The following is a 20,589-nucleotide window of genomic DNA, read 5'->3' on the forward strand; positions in this document are numbered from 1 at the left end:
CCCGCCCTCGTAGCTCAGGGGAAGAGCACTTCTCTCCTAAAGAAGGTGTCGCAGGTTCGAATCCTGCCGGGGGCACACGCACAGGACCCCGCTCCGACGGCCAGATCCGGCCGGGGAGCGGGGTCCTGCGCGTGGGGCGTGCGATCTCCGCGCGATCCGTGTGCCCCTGTCGTGCCCCAGGTGGCGTCAGTCGACCTCGGCCGCGAGCTTCTCCAGCGAGTCCTCGAGGGCCTCCTGCGGCACCAGCGGGAAGCCGACCTTCTGCAGCAGCGCCTCGTCGGTGACCTCGGACCAGTCGTAGGAGACGGTGACGAGGGTGGAGTCCGGGCCCTGGGCCTCGAGGGTCCACACCCACTCCCAGCCGGGCGGCTCGGTGCCGGCCGGGGCGGTCTTCCAGGCCAGCGACTGGTTCTTGTTGTACCCGGTCACGTGGTTGTCGGTCTGGTACTCGCCGCCCATGTGGTCGCCCTCCATGTTCATGGTGAACACCTGGCCGACCTCGGTGATGCGGTCGCCGTGGCCGACCGAGCGGACGAAGCCCGAGCCGTCGAGCTTCACGTGGTTCTCCGGCAGGGAGAGCACGTCGAAGACCTCGGCGGTGGAGGCCGGGATCTCGCGCTGGGCACTGATGCGGGTGGGCTTGTCGTTCATGAGCACCTCCTGGGTGTCCGGTCCGGGCGCGTCCGGTGGAGCGGCGCCCGGCCCCGCCGGCGGCGGGATTCGCCCTCCACGCTAGTCCGTGACCCGACCGGTCGCAGCCGCGGCGGCCCGCAGGTCGTCGGTGTGCACCACGTGGGCGCCGGGGACCGCGTCGTAGCGGCCGGGCGTGCAGGTGAGCACGATGACCTGCGCGTCCTCCCCCGCCCTCCCGAGGGCACGACCCATGCTCCGTAGACGGTCCGGGTCGGTCCACCCCAGGGCGTCGTCGAGCACCACCGGGACGCCCTCACCGGGGTCCACCACACGGGCCACGGCCAGGCGGCTGAGAACCGCCAGCTGCTCCCGGGCGCCGGTGGAGAGGTCCGCCAGCGGGACCGGCACCCCGTCCACGGTGCGGGAGGTGATGGCGAGGTTCGGCGAGACGTCCACGGAGAAGCCGTCGCCGTGGACCACGGCGCCGAGCTCCTCGAGGGCCTCCCGGAAGGGCCGTACGTACGCTGCCTGGGCCTCGGCCCGACGGGCACGCAGGGTCTCCAGCAGCAGGCGCAGCGCGTCCGCCCGGGCCTGCACGCGGGCAAGGTCGGCCGCGAGGTGCTCCCGCTCCGCGCCGGCCCGGGCCAGGGCGTCCGCGCGGCCCTCCTTGCCGGCCTGCTTCACCATGCCCTCGGCCTGCTGGTGCTCGTCACGTGCCCGGCGGTGCCGCTCCTCGGCCCGCTCGGCGGCTACCCGGGCCGACTCCACGTCCTCCGGCGACACCGACCCGGCCGCCGCCAGCGCCGCACGCCGCTCGGTGACCCGCTCCTCGGCCGACTCCAGCGCCTCCGCGGCCACCCTGACCGCAGCGGCCACCGCGTCGTCGTCGGCCACGCCGCGGGCCGCCGCGAGCCGATCGGCCACCCGGGCCGCAGCAGCGGTCGCGGCCTCGAGCTGCACCTCGGCACGCTCCGCCGCCGCCCGGCGGGTGGTCACAGCCTCCCGGGCCGCAGCCTCCCGGGCCCGCAGGGACTCCGCCGCGTGCCGGGCCGTCTCGTGGCCCTCCCGGGCCGCAGCCAGGGCCTCACGGGCGGCTGCGGGGTCCACCGGCTCCTCCGCGGCCTGCTCCACCTGGTGCGCGGCGTCGGCGGCCTCCGACCGCCACTCCTCCACCGTGCGTCCCTCGAGGGCGTCCGCCAGCTGGGCGTCCACGTCGTCGCGCTCGGCCCGCACCCGCTGCACCTCGAGGTGGCGACGGTGCGCCTCGGCCACGTCGCGCACCTCCACGGCGGCGAGCGCCTCCGCGAGCGTGCGCCGGGCGGACTCGACCTCGTCCTCTCCGGCCCCCTCGGGCGGCAGCACGTGCACCTGCACCCCGGAGACCTCCACCACGGTGGGCTGGGTGACCGGCTCCTCCCAGGGCCACTCGTCGGCCGGCAGCGCCCGGCCGCCCACGCTCACGGGGACGGCGGTGTCGCCCGCCACCCGGAGGCGGGGGCTGGCGGCGTCACGGCGCGCCGTGGCCAGGTGCAGCTGTTCCTGGGCCCCGGTGATGCGTTCCAGTGCGGCGTCGTCCACCACCTGCCCGGCGAGCGTCTCGGCGATCGTCTGCTGCCGGGCCCGCAGGGCGTCGAGCCGTTCCACGGTGCGCTGCAGGGAGGTCAGACCGGCCGCTGCCCGGGCCAGACCCTCGGCCGCCTCGGCGGCACGGACCCCGGACCGCGCCTCGTCCTCGGCGGCCTCGGCCTCCTCCCGCTCACCGACGACCTCGGCGAGCGCCTCGTCGGCCTCCGCACGAGGACCGGACGCCGCCTCCTGGGCCTCCTGCGCGGCCGTCACGTCCGCCGTGGCCCGCTCGGCCTCGGCCACCAGCTCCTCGCGGGCCCCGGCATCGGCCACGGCACGCTCGTGCTCCCGTCCCGCCCGGCGCAGGGCCTCCTCGGCCTCGGCCACGGCACATCGCTCGGACTCGGTGTCGGCCCACCGCTTCTCCAGCTCGTCGCGGGTGCGCTGGGCAACCCGTCGCCGCTCGTCGGCGGCCTCCACCCGCTGGGCCAGGTCGGCGGCCCGCTGCACCTCGGACTCGATGGCGTCGACGGCGGCCTGCGCGGCCTCCTCCGCCGCCACCGCCTCGGCGTGCGCGTCCTGCAAACGCTTGAGCTCGCCGCGCGGCTGTCCCTTGGCCGTCCAGCACTCCCCGGCGTCGGCCTCCACACGCTCCAGCAGCGTGGCGGCCTCGCCCTGCTCGTCGGCCGCCTCACCACCGGACGCGGCGTCGAGCGCCGCGGCCAGGCGCTGCGAGCCGTCCAGGCCGGTGACCTCCAGCGGCCCCTCCTGGAGCAGCTGCAGCGCGCGGCGCAGCGTCTCGTCCCCGTGTTCGGCCAGCAGCCCGCTGACGTGGTTGTGGGCGTCGTCGCCGGTGAGGCGGCGCGCGCCCCCGACGGCCCGGAACTCGGTGCTCGGGCTGCGCAGCCACTGCTTGGTGTAGACGAAGCGCTCCGGCCCGATGGTCAGCTCGGCGCTCACCCGGGGGGCCACGTCGCGCCCCACCGGCTGGGAGTCCTTCACGTACTGCTTCCTGGCGGAGGCCTTCTCCGTCAGCAGCATGTCCAGGGCCTTGAGCATCGTGCTCTTGCCGGCCTCGTTGGGCCCCTCGAGCACGAGCACCCCGGCCTCCGGCACGTCCGCGAGCACGGCGTGCTCCACCCCTCGCAGGTCCTGCACCTCGATGCGGTGGATCCTCATGCCCGTGCTCCTCCCCGTGCGTAGCGGTACAGCAGGCGCAGCGCGTCCGAGGCAGCCACCGCGTCCCGACCGCCGGCCCCGGCGGTGTCCGTGAGGTCCTGCGCGGCGCGGGCCACGTAACCCCCGATGCCGATGTCCGCCAACTCCGCGTCGTCCGGCACCACCACCACGTCGGTGTGGCGGTCCCACGCGAAGGCCGCGGCGAAGGCGTCCTGCGCCCACTCCAGCAGCTCCTGCAGCGCGACGTCCTCGGTGAGCGTCAGCGTGCCAGTGAGGGCGTGCTTGAGCACCACGGTGGACTTGTTCTCCACGGCCTCCCACTCGGCCCGGAGCCGCGCCACGTCGTCGGCGGAGTCCACCTGCCGGGAGACCTGCAGCATCTGCCAGGTGCCCACGTGGACCACCTCGCAGGACGGCTGCTCCTCCCCCTGGCCCAGGTCCACCACGAGCACGTCCCCCACGTGCTCGTCGCGGAAGTCCGTCACCTCCACCGCACCCGAGTAGTGCACGCGCCCACTGGAGTCCGCCCACCGGGAGTGCCGGTCGCCGAGGGCCACCCAGTGCACGAGCCCCTCGTCGAGCGCCCGCCGCATGCGGGCGCCGTCGAGCGCCGAGACCCGGTGGCCCGGGTCGAGCTCCCGCAGCTGGCCGTGGGCGACGAGGACCCGCCGCACCCCGTCGGCCGGCGGGTCGAGGAGGTCGAGCACCTCGGCCACCACGTCGCGGTCCGGCTGGTTGGTGGTCAGCGGGACCCCCACCAGCTCCACCCCCTCGGCCACCGTCACGGGCTCGCTGTCGCGCAGCACGTGCACGTGCCCCAACCCGGCCCCGGTGAACACCTCCTGGTCGTAGATCGAGGCGGCGTCGAGCGCGTCGTGGTTGCCGGGCAGCAGGTAGACGTCCACCGGCACCTGCCGCAGCGCCTCCATGGCCCGTCGCACCGTGTCGCGCCCGAGCTGGTTGGAGTCGAAGACGTCCCCCGCCACCACCATGAACGCGCAGCCGTGCTCGGCCGCCACCTGCCCCGCCCGCACGACCGCGTCGTTGCGCGCCTGCGTGAAGCGCGCCTGATCGGCCTCGGAGAGCCAGCGCCGGGTCATGCCCCACTGCCAGTCGCTCGTCTGCAAGAACCTCATGCCCGCAGGCTAGGGGGCACCCCCGACAACATCCCCCGGCCGTCCACAGGGCCGGCCCGATGCAGGGAACGTGCCCGGCGCCGAGACGCACCTCAGCCCGTCAGCGCCACGGACGCCTCGGCCGCCAGCCGCGCCGCCCCGGCTCCCAGCACCCAGGTGGCCAGCCCCAGCGCAGCGGCCACCGCCCGGTCCCCGGCCACCCACCGCCGGACCACCTGCAGCGTCAGCGTCGACCAGGTGCTCAGCGCCCCGGCCAGCCCACTGCCGAGCAGCCACCAGTCCCAGCCCAGCACGGGTCCGGACACCAGCGGTAACGGCGCGGACCCCGGGGCCGACGACACCAGCACCGTTCCCCCGGCCACCCAGCCCAGAAGCGCGCACGCCACGAGGTTGGCCACGAGCACGCCCACCTCGGCCACGGCCGGGACCCACCGCTGCGCCGCCCGGTCGGCCGCGTACCGCCCCACGGCACCCAGCGCGCCGCCCACGGCCACCCAGAGCAGCACCGTCACCGAGGGCATCAGCGCACCGCCGCCTCGCCACCGACGGCCCCCACACCGTCCTGCCCCCGCACGACCCGCCCCACGCGCACGCCCGCCCAGGCCAGCAGCACACCGACCGCCAGCAGGAGCGGCCCGGCCCAGAACCACGCCCACGACCCGGCCATGAGCAGCGCCCACCCGCTCACCGTGGTGAACCCGCCCAGCGCCCCGGTGCCCACCAGCACGAGCAGCCCCGGCCGCCGACCGGACCACACGGCATCGGCCAGACCCAGCAGGAAGGCCCCCACCAGGTTCACCACGAGCACGCCCACCGCGGACCCCCAGGCCTCCGAGAGCAGCACCCGGGCCACCGACCCGACCGCGCCACCGAGCACCACCAGCGCCCAGGGCCGCCACCCGGTCACGGCACCACCACCGGAGCCACCCGGCCGTCACCCGGCCCGGCGCAGACCCCGGCTGGCCCCCGCGGCGCGCACCAGCTCGTCGGTCTCGTCGTCGAACTGGCCGAGGATCTGCTCGAGGATGTCCTCCAGCGCCACCATGCCCACCTTGCGCCCGGCCGGGTCGGCCACCATCGCCAGCTGGGCGCGGTGCTGCCGCATCTGCGTGGCGGCGTCGATGAGGGGCAGCTCGCGGCGCAGCGTCGGCATCTGCTGGCGCAGGTCCACCACGCCCGGGTTGGTGCCCGTGGCCCGCGCGGTCACGGCATCGCGCACGTGCACCAGGCCCACGTAGCGCGACCCGTGCGTCACGATGAGGCGCGAACGCCCCGTGCGGCGGCTCAGTTCCTCGACGTCCGCCGCGGTGGCGCCCACGTCGATGGTCACGAGGTCGCGCGCCGGCCGGGTGACCGCCGAGAGGTCCTGGTTCTCCAGGCGGAACGCGCCGGCCAGCAGGCGGGCGTCCTCGTCGGGCAGCACGCCGGCCTCCTGCGAGGAGGACATGAGGCGCTGCAACTCGGCCGGCCCGTGCTCCTCCTCGATGGTGTCGACGGCCTCCACGCCCACCAGCCTCAGCCCCAGATTGGTGATCTCGTTGAGCAGCCAGATGAACGGCTTGGTCACCATGGCGAAGGCCCGGAAGGGCAGGGCCACGACCACCGCGGCGGTCTCCGGGTGCGCGATGGCCCACGACTTGGGCGCCATCTCGCCGACCACCATGTGCAGGTAGGTCACGAGGGTCAGGGCCACCACCAGGGCGACCGGGTGGGTCAGCGCGTGGGGCACGTGCAGGGCGTGCAGCACCGGCTCCAGCAGGTGGGCGATGGCCGGCTCGGCCATGGCACCCAGGCCCAGCGTGGCCAGGGTGATGCCCAGCTGGCTGGCGGCCAGCATGAGCGAGAGCTCCTTGCTGGAGGCCACGGCGGCGCGGGCGGCACGCCCCCCGGCCTCGGCGCGCTCCTCCAGGCGGTGGCGCTTGGCGGCCATGATGCCGAACTCGGCGGCCACGAAGAACCCGTTGGCCGCCAACAGCAGCACCGAGAGCAGGATCTTCTCGAGCTCCCCCATCAGGCCACCTCCTCCACGTCGTCCACGGTCACCGGCGCGAGCAGCACCTCGTCGGGCACGTGGCGCTCCACCGCCACCACCTCCAGGCTGGTGCAGGCGCGCACGGTCTCGCCGTCGGCGTCACGGACGGTCCAGGCCACCTCGGCCACGTCGCCCTCCTGCACCACGCGACCCAGCGTCTTGAGCACCAGTCCGGAGAGGGTGTCGTAGTCGTCGCTCTCCGGCAGCGCGATGGAGGTGAACTTGCGCACCTCGTCCAGGCGCAGGTTGGCCGGCAGCAGCCAGGTGCCGTCGGCGCGCTCGGTGGCGGGCGACTCCTCCTCGTCGTCCTCGTCGAGGATGTCGCCGACCACCTCCTCGGCGATGTCCTCGAACGAGACCACGCCGGCGAAGCCCCCGTGCTCGTCCACCACGACCGCGATCTGCCGGTGGCGGCGACGCATCTCCTCCAGCGCCTTGGTGACGCCCAGCGAGGTGGGCAGCAGCACGGCCTCGTCCACGATGCGGTGCACCACCGTGCTGGCGCGCTCGGCCACCGGCACCTCGAGCACGTCGGAGATGCTCACCACGCCCACGATGTCGTCGATGTCGCGCCCGTACACCGGGTAGCGGCTGTGCCCGGTGGCGAGCAGGTCCACCAGCTCGGCCACGCTCGCGTCGGCGCTCACGGTCTCCACGTCCACGCGGGGGGTCATCACCTCGCCGACGGTGCGGTGGCGGAAGGCCAGCCCGCGGTCGAGCAGGTCCTGCAGCTCGTCGTCGAGCAGGCCGCTGGCGTGGGACTGGTCGATGATGCGCTGCAGGTCCTCAGGTGTGGCGGCGGAGTCGAGCTCCTCCACGGGCTCGATGCCGACCTTGCGCAGCAGCCACGCCGCCGAGCTGTCGAAGAAGCGCACCACCGGGCCCACCACGGCGAGGTAGGCCGCCGTGGGGACGGCCAGGGCCCGGGTGAGGGCCACCGGGCGGGCGATGGCCCAGTTCTTGGGGCCCAGCTCACCCAGCACCATCTGCACGATCGTGGAGAAGAGCAGCACCCCCAGCGAGATGGCCACGGCGGTGGCGCCACGGGAGGCCTGCTCGGCGCCCACCAGGTCGCGCAGGCCGGCACCGATGAGGGGCTCGGCCGCGTAGCCGACGAGCAGCGTGGTGACGGTGATGCCGAATTGGGCACCCGAGAGCAGGAAGGACAGCTGCGTGGTGAGGTCGTAGGCCTTCTGGGCACGGGCGTCACCCCCCTCTGCGCGGGCCCGCAGCTCGGTGCGGTCCACCGAGACGAACGCGAACTCCTGCGCGACGAAGAACCCGGTGAGGGCGGTCAGGGCGAGGACTGTGAGGACGCCGAGGGCGACGAGCACGAGGGGTGGGTCTCCGATTCCGGGGGATTACTGGGTGGGCTGGGTACTTCGGGGGTCCACGCGGCTGACGAACACGTGCACCGCGATCTCCTGCGGCAGCGAGACGCCGCCGGTGACGCCCTCGCGCAGGCCGCGGGCCACCACGCGGTCGTCGCCGCGGGCCTCCACCTGCACCCGCTCGCCGGGGACCACGCCGGCCTCCGTCAGCAGGGCGAGGGCCTCGGCATCGACCTGCACGGGCTCGCCGATGCGACGCACGAACACGGCCTCATGCCCGTCGCGGACCACGTCCACGAGGCGCTCCACGCCGTCGCGGAAGGTGGTGCCCTGGGCGCCGCCGAGCTCCTCGAGGCCGGGGATGGGGTTGCCGTACGGGGACTCCTCGGAGTTTTCCAGCAGGGCGAGGATCTTGCGCTCCACCCGGTCGCTCATGACGTGCTCCCAGCGGCAGGCCTCCTCGTGCACGTACTCCCACTCCAGGCCGATCACGTCCACGAGCAGGCGCTCGGCCAGGCGGTGCTTGCGCTCGATGCGGGTGGCCTGCGCACGCCCCTCCTCGGTGAGGTGGAGGCGGCGGTCCTCCCCCAGGGTCACCAGGCCGTCGCGGTCCATGCGGGCGATGGTCTGGCTCACCGTGGGTCCGGAGTGCCCCAGTCGCTCGGCGATGCGGGCGCGGAGGGCCGGGATGCCCTCCTCGTCCAGTTCGTAGATCGTCTTGAGGTACATCTCGGTGGTGTCGATGAGGTCACTCACCTGGGCCTGCCTTCCGTGGCGCACGAGGGGAGCCCCCATCGTAGGCCAGCGGACCGACAACTGGTTAGGCGATCCTCACCTCCGGCCGGGGTCACGGCTGGAGGGCCAGGTGCGTCCAGGCCGTCTCGTCGTCGAGCGGCAGCAGGAGGTCACCCTGGTCGGCCACGGGACGGGTCAGGTCGAGCGGCTCGGTGAGGGTCCAGCGCCAGCGGTCGTGCATGCGCGACTGGCGGCCGGTCCACACCTCCACCTGGTAGGGGCGCACGAGGTAGCCACCCCAGTGGTCCGGGGTGGGCACGTCGTCCTCACGGGCCCGGTCGGGCCACCGCCCGGCCAGCTCCGCCTCGCGGGCCACCAGCTCGGCGCGGTCGGCCAGCGGGTGGGACTGGCGGCTGGCGTGGGCGCTGATGCGCGACCCCCAGGGGCGCTGCCGGAAGTAGGCGGTCACCTCGTCGCGGGGCAGCTCCTCGGCCACGCCGCGGAAGCGGAGGGCGCGGAACATGCTCGGCCAGGTCCAGGTGAGGGCCACACGCGGGTCGGCGGCCATCTGCTCGGCCTTGGCGGAGACCAGGGAGGTGTAGAAGCGCAGGCCCTCGGTGGAGACGTCGCGGCAGAGCACGGTGCGCACGTCCGGGGCGCCCTCGGCGTCCACCGTGGCCAGGGCCACGGCGGCCGGCTCGGGCACGTCACCCCGCTCCAGGGCCCGGTGGTGGGCGGCGTGGACCCACTCCTGCACCACGTCCCACGGGGCGGCGGGGACGTGGTCGGGCTCGAGGCCCTCACCGGTGTACTCCAGGCGTCCGAGTCGGCGACCGCGCCGACGACCGAGGTCCGAGGGGTGCATGCGCCCAGCCTAGGTCCCGGGAACGCGCGCCCACCTGCCGGTGTTGACATCATGGCGAGGGAGTGAACCCGTCACCCCGCCCGTTCGAGGAGGCCCCGTGGTCAACCCCAACCTCATCCGCAACGCCGTGAAGTACGGGCCGGTCATCGCCGGCGCCGCGCGCAGGTACGGCCCCACGCTGGTCTCCGAGGCGCGCAAGCACGCCCCGGCCGTGGTGGAGGAGGTGGAGCGCCGCACGGGGCGGCGCCCGGCGGGCACCGACGAGCAGGGCCGGCCGATGGCGGACGCCACCCCGCGCCCGACGGGCAGGCTGGTGGACCGCACGCCGCTGGGACCGGCCGCGGCCAAGCGGCGCGCCACCGCCCACGCCCGCTCGGTGGTGGACGGGTCGGTGCTGCAGACCTTCCTGCACTCCCGCCCGGTGTTCGTCGTGTTCTCCGGGGACACCCCGGTGGCCACGCACCCGCACACCGACGTGCCGTACAGCGAGCTGCTGCGCCATGCCGACCTCTCCGCGCGCCGTCGGCCGCGTCCGCACGGCTCGGCGCCATGGCGCCCCGCGCCGGGGGCGCCGGGCGCGCCGGGCGCGACGGGGTCGACGGGGTCGACGCCCCAGCGCCCCGAGGACGGCCCCGGCGACGAGCCGCTGACCGGCACCGTGGTCAACCCCTGAGGCACCCTTCGTCCACAGGCGCCCGGCCGTCCGTCAGGTCGTCCACCGACACCCGGGGGTGGTGGGGACGTGACCGACGCCACGTCCTGATTGACTGGCCTCCGTGACGTACAGCCCCACCGCCCCGCACTCCTCCCGCAACCTCACCCGTGCCGAGGCCGCCCAGCGCGCCTCCCAGGTCAGTGACCTGGCCTACCGGGTCGAGATCGACTGCCGCACGGCCCCCGATGCCGAGGCCACCACCTTCGGCACCACCACGACGCTCGACTTCACGAGCACCGCCGGGTCCACCTTCCTGGACTTCCTCGGCGGCGTGGACGCGGTGACCGTGGACGGCGAGCCCCTGAACGTCGAGTCCGCCTTCGACGGCGCCCGCATCCAGCTGCCCGAGCTCTCCGCTGGCCGCCACCGCGTGGTGGTGCAGGGAGTGGGCACCTACGGCCGCACCGGGCAGGGCCTGCACCGCTTCATCGACCCTGCCGACGGGCGCACCTACCTGTACACGCACTTCGAGCCGGCCGACTGCCGCCGTCTCTACACGACCTTCGAGCAGCCCGACCTCAAGGCGGCCTTCACCTGGGTCATCACCGCCCCCACCGACTGGGTGGTGCGCTGCAACGCCGAGGACGAGGTGTCCACCACCGAGGCCCCCGCCGGCACCGTGACCGGCCACGAGGTGCCCGCCGGCACCACCCGCGAGTGGGCCCCGACCCTGCCCATGAGCACCTACATCACCGCCATGTGCGCCGGTGAGTACCACCGCACCGAGCGCACCTGGACGGGCACCACCTCCGAGGGCGAGGCGCTCGAGGTGCCGGTGGGCCTGCTCTGCCGCCAGAGCCTGGTGGAGCACTTCGACGCCGACGAGGTCTTCGACATCACCTTCGCCGGCCTGGACTTCTTCCACCGCACCTTCGGCGTAGCCTACCCGTGGGGCACCTACGACCAGGTGTTCGTGCCCGAGTACAACCTCGGCGCCATGGAGAACCCGGGCTGCGTGACCTTCACCGAGAACTACGTGTTCCGCTCCACCCCCACCCGGGCCCAGCGGGCCGGCCGGGCCAACACGATCCTCCACGAGATGGCGCACATGTGGTTCGGCGACCTCGTGACCATGGAGTGGTGGAACGACCTGTGGCTCAAGGAGTCCTTCGCCGAGCTGCTGGGCACGCAGGCCAGCGCGGACGCCACCGAGTTCACCGACGCGTGGGTGGCCTTCTCGACGGCCCGCAAGCTGTGGGCCTACCGCGTGGACCAGCTGCCCTCCACCCACCCGGTGGTCGCGCAGATCGACGACCTCGAGGCGGCCCGGCAGAACTTCGACGGCATCACCTACGCCAAGGGCGCCGCGCTGCTGCAGAACCTCATGAACTACGTGGGCCGCGAGCAGTTCTTCGCCGGCTCCACCGCGTACTTCCGCGAGCACGCCTACGGCAACACCACGCTGCCGGACCTGCTGCGTGCGCTCGAGGAGGCCTCGGGCCGCGACCTCGACGCGTGGGTGGGCCCGTGGCTGCGCACGGCCGGCGTGTCCACCATCGGGCTGGAGGTGGACACCGCCGAGGACGGGACGGTCACCGCCGCGCGCCTCACCCAGCACTGCACCGACCCCGTGACTGGCGAGGAGGTGCTGCGTCCGCACCGCCTGGCCGTGGGCACCTACACCCTGACCGGTGGCCGCCTGCAGCGCACCGGCCACGCCGAGCTGGACCTGGCCGGGGAGTCCGTGGACCTCGCCGGCGTGGCGGGCCTGGAGGCCCTGGTGGGTGCCGCCCGCCCGGACCTGGTGCTGGTGAACGACGGCGACCTCACCTACGCCAAGCTCGCCCTCGACGAGCACAGCACCGCCACCCTCGTGGAGCACCTGGGCACCCTGGAGGAGGACACCTCCCGGTCCACCGCGTGGTGGGCCCTGTGGGACGCCACCCGCGACGGCCGCCTGCACGCCGCGCAGTACGTGCGCGCCGCCATCGCCAACCTGGCCGACGAGCGTCACGGCGGCGTGCTCGGCGCGGTGAGCGCCAACGCGCGCGCCGCCATCGAGGGCTACCTGCCGGCCGAGCAGCGCGACGCCTGGCGCGCTGCCTGGGCCGAGGCCTGCCTGGCCAACCTGCGCGCCGCCGAGCCGGGTTCCGACGCCCAGCTGGTGTGGCAGCGGGCCTTCGGGGCCGCGGCGGCCACGCATCCGGCGTCGGGCGAGGTGGCCCGCGGCCTGCTCGAGGGCACCGAGACGATCGAGGGCCTGGCGTGGGAGTCCGACCGCCGCTGGGACCTGTGGACCGCCCTGGCGGCCACCGGCCAGGCCACCCGGGAGGAGCTCGACGCCGAGCTGGAGGCGGAGCGCAACAACACCACCATCACGCGCCATCTGGCCGCCGTCACCTCGCTCCCCGGTGAGCAGGGCCGCCGCGAGGCCTGGGAGCGCCTGCTCACGCCGCTGTCGATGACGAACGACCACGTGTCGGCCACCATCGAGGGCATGCGCCAGCCGCTGCGCTCCGAGGAGCTGGGCTGGCTGCGCGAGGAGTACTTCGGCCGTCTCGAGGGCATCTGGGCCGACCACGCGATGGAGATCGCCGAGCGGATCGTGCCCGGCACCTTCCCCGAGGGCGAGGCCAGCGAGGCCGCCGCCCAGGAGTGGCTCACCACCCACCCCGAGGCCCCCGCGGCGCTGCGCCGCATCGTGGCCGACGAAGTGGACGGCCTGCGCCGCTCGCTGCGCGCACAGCGGTTCGCCGCCGAGGCCGGGCCGGTGGACGTGGCCTGACCCGGCCGTTCCGGTGCCGGCCTCACGGGTTCCTCACAGTCGGGCCCGTGGGGTTGGCACCGGGCCCCCGGTGGTCCACCGTGGTGTGACCCCGACCACGAAGGAAGGTTCCCATGGCAGCCAGCACCCGATCCGGCCTCCTGGCCGTCGCAGCCCTGGCACTCGGCGGTCTCACCGCCTGCAGCAGCTCCGGTGACGACGCGGCTGACTCCGGCACGTCCAGCACGCAGGCCCCGTCGTCGCCCGCGGACTCGCCCACCGAGGAGTCGCCGAGCCCGACCGGCACGGGCGAGGAGTCGCCGAGCGAGCCGGGGACCAGCCCCTCGCCGGGGAACGGGACGATCACCATCCCCAGCATCGAACAGCCGTCGGGCGACTCCTCGCCCATGAGCGCCACGCCGCCGGCCTCCTGAGGCATCGCGCGCGAACGGCCCCCTCACCCGCGGGGAGAGGGGGCCGTTCGGCTACCGGGGCCGAGCCGGAGCTCAGTTGAACAGGGCCGCCAGCACGGGGCCCAGGATCAGGGCCGCCAGAGTCACGAGGACGATGATGCGTCGGGACTGGGCACTCATCACACACCTGCCAGGTCGCGGATCGGGTCGATGCCGAAGTAGAGCAGGAACATCACGGCGATGAGCCACATCAGCGGGTGCAGCTGCTTGCCGCGGCCCTGCACCACCTGCAGCACCACGTAGGTCACGAACCCGGCACCGATGCCGGCGGTGATCGAGTACGTGAAGGGCATGAGGACGATGGTCAGGAAGGCCGGCACGGCGATGTCCAGACGGTTCCACTCGATGCCGGTGACCTGCTGCATCATCAGGAAGCCGACGACCACCAGGGCGGGTGTGGCGGCCTCGTAGGGCACCACCGACACCAGCGGGGAGAGGAAGGTGGCCAGCAGGAAGAGCACGCCGGTGACCACGCTCGCCAGGCCCGTGCGGGCACCCTCGCCCACGCCGGAGGCCGACTCGATGAAGCTCGTGTTGGAGCTCACCGAGCCCACACCACCGGCGGCGGCAGCCAGCGAGTCGACCACGAGGATGCGCTGCGCGCCCGGCGGGTTGCCCTCCTCGTCGAGCAGGTCGGCCTCGGCACCGACGGCCACCATCGTGCCCATCGTGTCGAAGAAGTCGGCCAGCAGGAGGGTGAAGACCAGCAGGCTCGCCCCCACCACGCCGATGGAGGAGAAGGAACCCAGCAGGTCGAACTGCCCGATGAGGCCGAAGTCCGGCGCCTGCACCCAGCTGTCGGGCACGCGCGGCACGTTGAGGCCCCAGCCGGTCGGGTTGACGACCTTGCCGGTGGCGTCGGTCTGCGACCCGATGCCGGCGACGGCCTCCACCACCATGGCCAGCACGGTGGCACCGAGGATGCCGTAGAGGATGGCGCCGCGGACGCCGCGCACCATCATCACGACGATGGCCAGCAGGCCGATCACGAACACCACGGTGGGCCACCCGGCGAGGAATCCACCCACGCCCATCTCCACCGGCACGGGACCGGAGGCGGGCTTGCGCACGATGCCGGCGTCCACGAGGCCGACGAAGGCGATGAACAGGCCGATGCCCACGCTGATGGCCGTCTTGAGCTGCGCCGGGATGGCGTGGAAGACCGCCTGCCGGAAACCGGTGAGCACCAGCAGCAGGATGATGAGCCCCTCCATGACCACCAGGCCCATCGCGTCGGCCCAGGTGACCTGCGGGAGGCTCGCCACGCCGAAGGCGATGAACGCGTTGAGGCCCAGGCCCGTGGCCAGGGCGAGGGGGTAGTTGGCCACCACGCCCATGAGGATGGTCATGACGCCGGCCACCAGCGCCGTGGCCGCGGCCACCATCGCGATGTTGGGCTCGTGGCCGCCGCCGAGGAACTCGCCGGTGCCGTCGGCCACGGTGCCGATCATCAGCGGGTTGAGCACGATGATGTAGGCCATCGTGAAGAAGGTGACGACGCCGCCGCGCACCTCCTGCACGACGGTGGTGCCCCGCTCCTGCAGGTGGAACCAGCGCTCGAGCGCCGCGTTCACGCGCGGTCCTCGGCGGTGGTGGGGGCGTCGGCGTCGGACTCCCGGGCCTGCGACGGCTCGGCACCGGCCTCGGTCTCGGCACCGGAGGCCTCGGGCTCCACCTCCGAGAGGTCCACCACCTCGAGCTCGAACTCGTCCACGAGCGGGTCGGGCAGGGGGTCGGGCTCCGGCTCGGTCAGGGCGGCGCGGTCGGCGCGCAGCACCTCCACGGGCACGAGGTAGCCGGTGCAGTCGCACTGCTCGCAGCGGGCGGCCACGCGTTCGGGCTGGTGGCCGCCGGGGCGCACGGGCAGGGCCTGGGGGGCCACCAGCACCAGCTGGGCCTCCTCGGCCTTCGCGTCGGCCACACCGAAGTCCTCGGGGCGCAGCCGGTCGGCCCACGGCACCCACTCCGGGGCCAGCAGGGCCCCCTCGGCGGGGGCGAGGTGGGCCTCGCACACGGTGACGCGGCGGCTGCGCGGGGCACGGGCCAGGGTGACCTCCCACTGCCATCCGGTGTAGCCCGGCATCAGGCAGGTGAAGGCGTGCGTGACCAGGCGCTCACCCACCGAGCGGGCGCCGGTGTGCTCGCCCACGGAGCCCTCGGCGGCGATGCCGTGCAGGCCCTCGCGGGCGGCGTCCACGGCCTCCATGAGGGCCGTGTCCGGGCGGGGGGCGCGGGCGGGGCGGGTGGCCGGGCGGGACTCGGGCGTGGTGCTCATCAGCGCCCCACCTCGAACTGGTCGGCCACGGCGCGCAGCGCCTTGGCGAGGGTCTCGCCGTGGCGGGCGTCGGGGTAGCGGCCGCGGCGCAGCTGGTTGGACGCGTCGTCGAGGAGGCGGATGAGGTCCTCCACCACCACGGCCATGTCGTCGGCCGGCTTCCGGTCGCGCAGGGTGCGGCCACGCTGCACGGACGGCGGGGCGTCCACCATCGCGACGTGCATGGCCTGGTCACCCTTGCGGCCCTGGACGATGCTGTACTCCAGCCGGGTGCCGGGGCGCAGGGTGGTCACGCCGGCGGGCAGGGCGGCCGCGCGCAGGAAGACGTCACCGCCGGCGTCGTCGCCGATGAAGCCGAAGCCCTTGTCGGCGTCGTACCACTTGACCTTTCCGGTGGGCACTGGGAACTCCTGTTGCAGAAGGGGGGTCGCCGATGGACGGCGACGAGGATGGGGCGCGACGGCGCCAGGTGTCGGGGCTGGCCGGGTGGCGGTCGCGTGCGGGCCCAGTCTACGGGCCGGCGTCAGAGACGGTGAGCGCCGCCGGCGGGGTCCGAGCCACTCTGCGGGGCGCCGTCCCCGGCCTCGGGGGCGCTGCCGTCGGGCCCGTGCCCGGGGGCGTACTGGCCGTACTCCGGGGCGGGTCGGCCCTGGAGGCCCGTGAGCGGGTGCGGCTGTCGCGGGTCCGGCTGGGGAGCCGCGGCCCCGCCGGGCGTGGCGCCCGGGGCAGGCGGTGCGGAGACCGGGTTCCACACGGCCCCCTGAGCCGGGGGCTGCCCGGTGGGTGCGTGGCCGGGGGCCGACCCGGTGCGCGGGGCATGGGGGTCCCCGCCGTACGGGGCGCCGCCCGGGCCACCCATGCCGCCCGGGCCGTGCTGGCCGTAGGGGCCGTGCTCCCCGGGCGGGACGGCGGCGGCACGACGGTTGGTGCGCACCAGCTGCGCGATGCCCCAGATGATCAGGCCCATCCCGAGGAGGAAGACGAGCAGCGCCAGCAGGAAGGCGCCGACGGTCCAGCCCATGATCCCCTCGAGGGCGTCCCCGGGGGCCACGGCCATGACCGAGCCGTCACCGCATCGCAGGGTGTGGTCGCCGGCCCCCTGGGTGTGGAAGGTCCAGAAGTGCTGCGGGTCCTGCGGGTGGTCCACCAGCTGGGGGTGCAGCTCGAGCTTCTCCCCCGACGGCCCGGTGACCGAGCACGCGTCGTGGGCGAGCGACTCGCCACCCTCCCCCATCGCGTAGAGCACGCGGTCCTCGCCGGCCGGCAGGTAGCGGGTGTCCCCGTCCGAGGCCGGGTTGAGCAGGGCCCCGAACAGGTCACCCATGCCGATGGCGACGGGCAGCAGGAACGCCAGGGGCGTGCCCACCAGCAGCGTCAGCCCGCCGAACACCAAGGGCATCACCCCACGGCGGCGGGGCTGCTGCTGCGGGCGGTAGGCGTACGGGCCGGGCTGGCCTCCCGTCACGTGACTCATGCCCGGAGTCTAGGTGAGGCACCCTTCGGCACGGGGGCGCGGGGCGGAGTGGGCAGGGGCCCCGCGGCGGGGCCGGTTGTGACACCCTGCTCCCCGAACGCCCGCCGAGAGGACCCCTGCCGTGCCCACCATCGTGAAGTCGATCGTCGCCGTGGCCCTGTTCGCCGTGGTGGTGACCTTCATGGGCATGGTCAACCCCCGCGGTCAGCACCGGGCCTTCCACCGCATCACGTTCTGGCGGAAGACCCCGGAGCCCACGCGCCGGGAGCTCGCGGTGCGCGCCGGGGTGAACGCCGCGCTGCTGGCGCTGGTGGTGGGCTTCATCGTGGTGATGGTCTACGACGTGCGGCCCGTCTGACGGGTCACGGTCGGGCGAGCACATCCAGGCACCGCCCGATGCGGTCGGCCCACCACGCACGCCGCGCCGGCTCCGCGACGTTCGCGACCCGGTCGGCCTCCACACGGCGCACCTCCAGCCGACCTCCCTCGGGCGCCAGCGGCGCGGACGTGACGTCCTCGGTGAACAGCCGCGCGGTGCCGAGGCCGCACGGCCCGTCGAGCTCCGGCATCGAGGCGGCGAGGGCCACCCCGGCGGCCAGGCCGACGCTCGACTCCAGGGCCGAGCTGACCACCGCGGGTAGGCCGGTGGCTGTGAGGATCTGCGAGGCCGCGGCCACCCCGCCCAGGGGTGCGGCCTTCACCACCACGAGGTCGGCGGCCCCCAGGGCGCGCACCAGCATCGGGTCGGTGGCGCGGCGGACGGATTCGTCGGCGGCGATGCGGACCGGGACGCCGCGGGCCGCCAGCAGCTCGCGCAGCTCAGCCAGCTCGGCGGCGGTGGCGCAGGGCTGCTCGCAGTAGTCCAGGTGCTCGCCGGTGGCGGCCACCTGCTCGAGGAAGGCGGCGGCCTGGCGGACGGTCCAGGCCCCGTTGGCGTCGATGCGCACCCGCACCCCGGGACCGGTGGCGTCCCGCACCGCCGCGATGCGGGCGAGGTCGGCGGCTGCGGAGGCGTCCTCGTCGGCCAGCAGGAGGGCCTTCTCGGCCACCTTGACCTTGGCGGCGGTGGCACCCGGCACCCGGGCGAGGACGGCGGGCACCTCCTCGGCGGCGACGGCCGGGACGGTGGCGTTGACCTCCACGAGCGGCCGCAGCGGGGTGGGCCATCCCCACCACCCGGCCTCGAGGGTGGCGGCCAGCCAGCGGGAGGACTCGGCGTCGTCGTACTCGGTGAAGGGGGCGAACTCGGCCCAACCGAGGGGTCCGCGCACCAGGGCGGTCTCGCGCACGGTGAGGCCGCGGAAGCGCACCGCCATCGGCAGGCGGACCACCACGAGGTGCTCGAGCAGCTCCCCGAGCTCGGGCAGCGGGCGGCCGAGGGTGGGGTCGGCCACGGCGGGTGGGCGCGGGGTGGAGCAGGGCAGCATCGTCAGTCCTCCTGCGCCACACGGACGTAGGACGGGAGCTCCGGGGGTGCGGGGTCGAGGCGGGTGACCGGGTCGTCGGCGAGCACGGCGGCCAGGCGCGCGCGGAAGACGGGCTGCAGCGGAGGGAGGTCCGTGAGCGGGAACCAGCCGGTGGCCAGAGACTCGTCGTCGCCCACCGCGGGGTCGCCGGAGAGCCAGGTGCAGGCGAAGCAGTGGTCGAGGTACTGGGCGCGGTCGCCGTTGACGTGCTCGACCGGGACGGTCACCGACACCCAGGCGAGGCGGTCCACCCGGCACGCGACCCGGGCCTCCTCGAGCACCTCCCGCTCGGCGGCGGCCGCGGGGTGCTCGCCCGGGTCGACGATGCCGGTGACCGGTGTCCACCGACCGTTGTCCGCACGCTGCACCATGAGCAGCTCCCGGTTCTCGGGCGCGGCCGGCAGCCCCGGGGCGGGTCGAAGCACCACGGCCGTGATGCCGCTCAACCACAGGGGCGCGTGCCCGATGTGGCGGCGTAGTTCGACGATGAAGTCCGGGACCGGCATGGGCGGCAGCCTAGTGATCCAGGCCGCCGAGCCGGTTGACCGCGCGGACCGCCCCGGTGGGTCGTGGGTGGCAGGCCCGGGGGGGGAGCCACCAGTGGTGGACGGGGTGGGCCTCAGGGGTTGCGGTAGTCGTGGGGTGTGGTGGTGTACCTCTGGCCCAGGAGGCTGGTCCAGTGGATGGTGCCGTCGGGGTGGGCTTGGGCGGTCCACTGTCGTTTTGTCTTGCGGGTGTGGCCCTTGCGGGAGAGGGACTGCAGGTTGTCCGGGGTGGTGGGGCCGCCGTGGTCGAAGGGGACCAGGTGGTCCAGTTCGCACCGGTCTGCGGGGATCTCCCCGGTGCCGGGGTCGCGGGCGATGCCGTCGCGGGCGCGGACGAAGCGGGCGACCGAGGCGGTGGGCCGGTAGGTGTGGGGTGAGACGGTCACGGCGTGGCCGGTGGTGGGGTCGGCGACCAGGCGTTGCCAGACCGATCCCTCTCGGACCGCGACGGCCCGGACGTGTTCAGCATCGAGGTACCCGAACCCGGGCATCCACCCCAGGGGTGCGCCCAACAACCCACCACCCCCACGCGATGGGGTGCCAGCGTCCGCCGTCGGCCCCGGTGTCGGGACGGCGCCACCGGGCCCGTCGGGTGGTGCGGCACCCGGCGGGGTCTGCCCCTCGTGGTGCGTGGGTGGGAGTCCTTGACCGGTACCGCTCGGGCCCGTGCTGCTGCTGTCGGTGTCAGTGTCGGTCTTGGGCGTGTTCTCGAGCAGGACGTCCAGGCCGACCACGACGGTGCACCGGGCCGGGGGCAGGACCGGGTCACCGATCCGCGGGATCGGGAAGTAGTCCTCGGCGACCGTCCCGCAGGAGGTGCACACCGGCGGCACCGGTGCCGTGGGACCCGGCACCGGGGTGTCCCCGCGAGGGGCCGTGCCCTCCTCTGGTGCAGCGTCCCGCGCAGCCAGGTTCCCGGCCCGGTCCGATCCGGCGGGTGTGGTGTGGGGAGTCTCGACAGTCCAGTCGGCCGGGTCGGGGTCCTCGTGGGGTGCCCGCCCACTCCCCGCACCCCCAGCCGCACCCGCAGTCGCACCACCCGCGCTCACAGCCGCGCCACCGGTGGTCGGGGTGTCCGTGGCCGGGTCGGACCCCGCGGACCCCGGTGCGCCCGTGGCGGGCGTGGGGTTGTATGCCGGGGCGCCGGTGTTGGGGTGGTCGGGGAGCTGGCCGACCAACAGCAGGTCCAGGTGCAGGTCCGAGCGGAGCTGGCCCAGGGTGCGGGCGTCGCCGGCGGCCTTCGCGCGGCGGGCCGCGTTGTCCAACCGGGACCAGGCACCGGCCACCCGGGTGGCCTCACCGACCACCGTGAGCGACCCGGTCCCGTCCTGACCGGCCCGGGCCCAGCTGCCCCGGCCTGCGATCGCCGTGGTCCGCCTGGCACGGGCCCCGGCCCGGTCAGCGGTCTCGGCCTGCCGCACCCTGCGGCCCAGCAACCGTCGGAACGACGACCCGCTGCG

At 74.5% G+C, this 20,589-nt stretch carries 20 protein-coding genes and 1 tRNA gene; 5 read left to right on the forward strand and 16 right to left on the reverse strand.

Annotated elements, in window-relative coordinates; all coding sequences use genetic code 11:
• The first annotated feature begins 3 nt into the window (after positions 1 to 3).
• Positions 4 to 75 (forward strand) — tRNA-Arg (locus ACFFHC_RS03680).
• Between the two features lie 111 nt (positions 76 to 186).
• Here ACFFHC_RS03680 and ACFFHC_RS03685 read toward each other — a convergent pair.
• From ACFFHC_RS03685 to pdxH, 9 genes are all read right to left on the reverse strand, one after another.
• Complete coding sequence (locus ACFFHC_RS03685) at positions 187 to 651, reverse strand: SRPBCC family protein (protein WP_101849787.1); 465 nt, start codon at positions 649 to 651, stop codon at positions 187 to 189.
• An 81-nt stretch (positions 652 to 732) separates the two neighbouring features.
• On the reverse strand, positions 733 to 3,378 hold the full coding sequence (locus ACFFHC_RS03690) for an AAA family ATPase (RefSeq protein ID WP_141494868.1): 2,646 nt from the start codon (positions 3,376 to 3,378) through the stop codon (positions 733 to 735).
• Complete coding sequence (locus ACFFHC_RS03695) at positions 3,375 to 4,514, reverse strand: metallophosphoesterase family protein (RefSeq protein WP_141494867.1); 1,140 nt, start codon at positions 4,512 to 4,514, stop codon at positions 3,375 to 3,377. The genes ACFFHC_RS03690 and ACFFHC_RS03695 overlap by 4 nt, the downstream gene beginning before the upstream one ends.
• 92 nt (positions 4,515 to 4,606) lie before the next feature.
• Positions 4,607 to 5,035 (reverse strand): fluoride efflux transporter FluC, encoded by a 429-nt coding sequence (locus ACFFHC_RS03700; RefSeq protein WP_070705642.1) that lies wholly within the window; start codon positions 5,033 to 5,035, stop codon positions 4,607 to 4,609.
• Complete coding sequence (locus ACFFHC_RS03705) at positions 5,035 to 5,421, reverse strand: CrcB family protein (protein ID WP_101849784.1); 387 nt, start codon at positions 5,419 to 5,421, stop codon at positions 5,035 to 5,037. Before ACFFHC_RS03705 ends, ACFFHC_RS03700 begins: the two co-directional genes overlap by 1 nt.
• A 27-nt stretch (positions 5,422 to 5,448) precedes the next feature.
• Complete coding sequence (locus ACFFHC_RS03710) at positions 5,449 to 6,525, reverse strand: hemolysin family protein (RefSeq protein ID WP_101849783.1); 1,077 nt, start codon at positions 6,523 to 6,525, stop codon at positions 5,449 to 5,451.
• Positions 6,525 to 7,880 (reverse strand): hemolysin family protein, encoded by a 1,356-nt coding sequence (locus ACFFHC_RS03715; protein ID WP_141494775.1) that lies wholly within the window; start codon positions 7,878 to 7,880, stop codon positions 6,525 to 6,527. The genes ACFFHC_RS03710 and ACFFHC_RS03715 overlap by 1 nt, the downstream gene beginning before the upstream one ends.
• Before the next feature lie 27 nt (positions 7,881 to 7,907).
• Positions 7,908 to 8,633 (reverse strand): iron-dependent transcriptional repressor DtxR, encoded by a 726-nt coding sequence (locus ACFFHC_RS03720; RefSeq protein WP_379803182.1) that lies wholly within the window; start codon positions 8,631 to 8,633, stop codon positions 7,908 to 7,910.
• Positions 8,634 to 8,724: 91 nt separating this feature from the next.
• Complete coding sequence (gene pdxH, locus ACFFHC_RS03725) at positions 8,725 to 9,477, reverse strand: pyridoxamine 5'-phosphate oxidase (RefSeq protein WP_101849781.1); 753 nt, start codon at positions 9,475 to 9,477, stop codon at positions 8,725 to 8,727.
• A gap of 97 nt (positions 9,478 to 9,574) precedes the next feature.
• Here pdxH and ACFFHC_RS03730 point away from each other — a divergent pair, with 97 nt between their 5' ends.
• The 3 genes from ACFFHC_RS03730 (at position 9,575) to ACFFHC_RS03740 (ending at position 13,330) form a co-directional block, all read left to right on the forward strand.
• A complete protein-coding gene (locus tag ACFFHC_RS03730; protein WP_379803186.1) occupies positions 9,575 to 10,150 on the forward strand; it encodes a hypothetical protein in 576 nt (191 codons plus the stop codon).
• Positions 10,151 to 10,253: 103 nt separating this feature from the next.
• Positions 10,254 to 12,917 (forward strand): aminopeptidase N, encoded by a 2,664-nt coding sequence (pepN, locus tag ACFFHC_RS03735; RefSeq protein ID WP_141494772.1) that lies wholly within the window; start codon positions 10,254 to 10,256, stop codon positions 12,915 to 12,917.
• A 113-nt stretch (positions 12,918 to 13,030) separates the two neighbouring features.
• Positions 13,031 to 13,330: a hypothetical protein gene (locus tag ACFFHC_RS03740; RefSeq protein ID WP_141494771.1), complete on the forward strand. Its 300-nt coding sequence runs from the start codon at positions 13,031 to 13,033 to the stop codon at positions 13,328 to 13,330.
• A 158-nt stretch (positions 13,331 to 13,488) separates the two neighbouring features.
• Here the strand turns inward: ACFFHC_RS03740 and ACFFHC_RS03745 are convergent, their stop codons facing one another.
• From ACFFHC_RS03745 to ACFFHC_RS03760, 4 genes are all read right to left on the reverse strand, one after another.
• A complete protein-coding gene (locus ACFFHC_RS03745) occupies positions 13,489 to 14,943 on the reverse strand; it encodes an NCS2 family permease (protein ID WP_070706223.1) in 1,455 nt (484 codons plus the stop codon).
• Positions 14,940 to 15,644, reverse strand: coding sequence for a DUF3027 domain-containing protein (locus tag ACFFHC_RS03750; RefSeq protein WP_070706224.1), 705 nt, complete (start codon positions 15,642 to 15,644; stop codon positions 14,940 to 14,942). Before ACFFHC_RS03750 ends, ACFFHC_RS03745 begins: the two co-directional genes overlap by 4 nt.
• Positions 15,644 to 16,045, reverse strand: coding sequence for a cold-shock protein (locus ACFFHC_RS03755; RefSeq protein ID WP_101849776.1), 402 nt, complete (start codon positions 16,043 to 16,045; stop codon positions 15,644 to 15,646). The genes ACFFHC_RS03750 and ACFFHC_RS03755 overlap by 1 nt, the downstream gene beginning before the upstream one ends.
• Positions 16,046 to 16,167: 122 nt before the next feature.
• A complete protein-coding gene (locus ACFFHC_RS03760; protein WP_141494768.1) occupies positions 16,168 to 17,118 on the reverse strand; it encodes a hypothetical protein in 951 nt (316 codons plus the stop codon).
• Between the two features lie 121 nt (positions 17,119 to 17,239).
• Here ACFFHC_RS03760 and ACFFHC_RS03765 point away from each other — a divergent pair, with 121 nt between their 5' ends.
• Positions 17,240 to 17,476 (forward strand): hypothetical protein, encoded by a 237-nt coding sequence (locus tag ACFFHC_RS03765; RefSeq protein WP_070704845.1) that lies wholly within the window; start codon positions 17,240 to 17,242, stop codon positions 17,474 to 17,476.
• 4 nt (positions 17,477 to 17,480) lie between these two features.
• Here the strand turns inward: ACFFHC_RS03765 and ACFFHC_RS03770 are convergent, their stop codons facing one another.
• From ACFFHC_RS03770 to ACFFHC_RS03780, 3 genes are all read right to left on the reverse strand, one after another.
• Positions 17,481 to 18,545, reverse strand: coding sequence for an o-succinylbenzoate synthase (locus tag ACFFHC_RS03770; protein WP_379803195.1), 1,065 nt, complete (start codon positions 18,543 to 18,545; stop codon positions 17,481 to 17,483).
• Positions 18,546 to 18,547: 2 nt separating this feature from the next.
• On the reverse strand, positions 18,548 to 19,090 hold the full coding sequence (locus tag ACFFHC_RS03775; RefSeq protein ID WP_379803198.1) for an NUDIX hydrolase: 543 nt from the start codon (positions 19,088 to 19,090) through the stop codon (positions 18,548 to 18,550).
• A 113-nt stretch (positions 19,091 to 19,203) separates the two neighbouring features.
• Positions 19,204 to 20,589, reverse strand: a 1,386-nt coding sequence (locus tag ACFFHC_RS03780; protein ID WP_379803201.1) for an HNH endonuclease, incomplete at its 5' end; no start/stop codon positions are given.

The organism is Kytococcus schroeteri (assembly GCF_042433515.1).
Classification (GTDB): Bacteria; Actinomycetota; Actinomycetes; order Actinomycetales; family Dermatophilaceae; genus Kytococcus; species Kytococcus schroeteri.